The sequence below is a fragment of the Moorena sp. SIO3I6 genome (assembly GCF_010672095.1).
Genome location: NZ_JAAHHU010001340.1, coordinates 1 through 1,407, shown reverse-complemented (window position 1 = coordinate 1,407; position 1,407 = coordinate 1). Strand labels below are relative to the sequence as shown.

Below are 1,407 nucleotides of genomic sequence, written 5' to 3'. Positions count from 1 at the left end.
TACCTATTACCTATTACCTATTACCTATTACCTATTACCTATTACCTATTACCTATTACCTATTACCTATTACCTATTACCTATTACCTATTACCTATTACCTATTACCTATTACCTATTACCTATTACCTATTCTGAGGGGGCGACGAAATAAGCTAAAATGCAGATTCTATAAGCAACCTAGCCCTTATACCTCGTTGATAATACTTTCGTTTATTAGGATTGAGTCTCATTAATTCGGTTACTAATTCTAGACAACAATCCTTAAACTTTACCCAGGTTTGACCATATAAACCAATGTAAAAACTGCTATGTCTCCGCTCCCTACGACCATTTTCTTTGACACGACCTACATAGTTTTGTATTCCTTGACGTTTAATCTGCTGACCTTGAATCGTTGAGGAAGTGTAAGCTATCGCAATTAATAAAACTAGAGAAATAAGCCGTTTACCCTCAACTTTAGTATCCTCTATATTATAACCTCCTGTCTTAAAATCTCTAAACATTTCCTCAATGTCAAATCTTTTTTTATAAGCTGAAATAGCTGACTCTAAACTTTCCAAATTTGTCAGAATAAACCATCCTTCTTTCGGCGCTACTCCCTTGACTTTACGTTGCCACTTACCAGCCACATTAAAACTTGTAAAACCACGGGTCTTTGTCACTTTAACTCCTTGGATAAAAAAAGATAATCCTGGTGTTAAGCCTAAATTATTTAATTGAATAAAAAGATCCTTTTTTACTTCGATAAATTCGTTCTTCTTAAGACGTAAGCAGAAATAGACACCCAAGGACTGGAGGTGCTGTGCCAGCTTGATCGAGCAAAATTCTCTATCCCCTAATAGACAAACTTTATAGTTTTTTAAAAGTGGCATCACTGAGGATAGGGCAGTTTTCTGTTCATGAATATTGCTAGAGCCTAATTTGGGAAGTAATTCAAAATATATAGGAAAAGCTCTTTTATCCCAAACTATACTGATCATGAGGAAATTTATCCGACTCCAATTTGTGCGGTCTATCGCTACATAAATTAATTGTTCATTTGTGAAGTATGTTGATAACCACGTTTTAACAATTGGGAACCAAATTTTTTCAATCGTCAGATTAGGCAATGATAAAAATCGTTGTATTCTTTTTCTCCGACTTTCAAATTTTATGGGAATTGATAGAGCATTTGCTAATTTTTCTAAATTTACTTCTTTAATTGTCTGTAGGAGACTAAGCAGAATTAGAATAAATAAGTATTCTGACTTACTAAGTTGACTTTTTAAGTGGTTTTGGTAGAATACAGGTAACATTGTCAATAGGTAGGTCTTGTTGAACAAAAGAGACCTATCTTTTTTTTAGCACAAAATGGTGAAAGCTTTACATTTAAAGCTTTTCAGGCTATTTCGTCACCCCTTCAGC

Annotated in this window: 1 protein-coding gene; it reads right to left on the bottom strand. The window is 34.0% G+C overall.

The features are described from left to right. Window positions 1-155: 155 nt before the first annotated feature. The gene (locus F6K49_RS49155; protein WP_293031337.1) at window positions 156-1,298 is read right to left on the bottom strand and encodes an IS4 family transposase; all 1,143 of its coding nucleotides are present in this window, start codon (window positions 1,296-1,298) and stop codon (window positions 156-158) included. Between the last annotated feature and the right edge of the window lie 109 nt (window positions 1,299-1,407).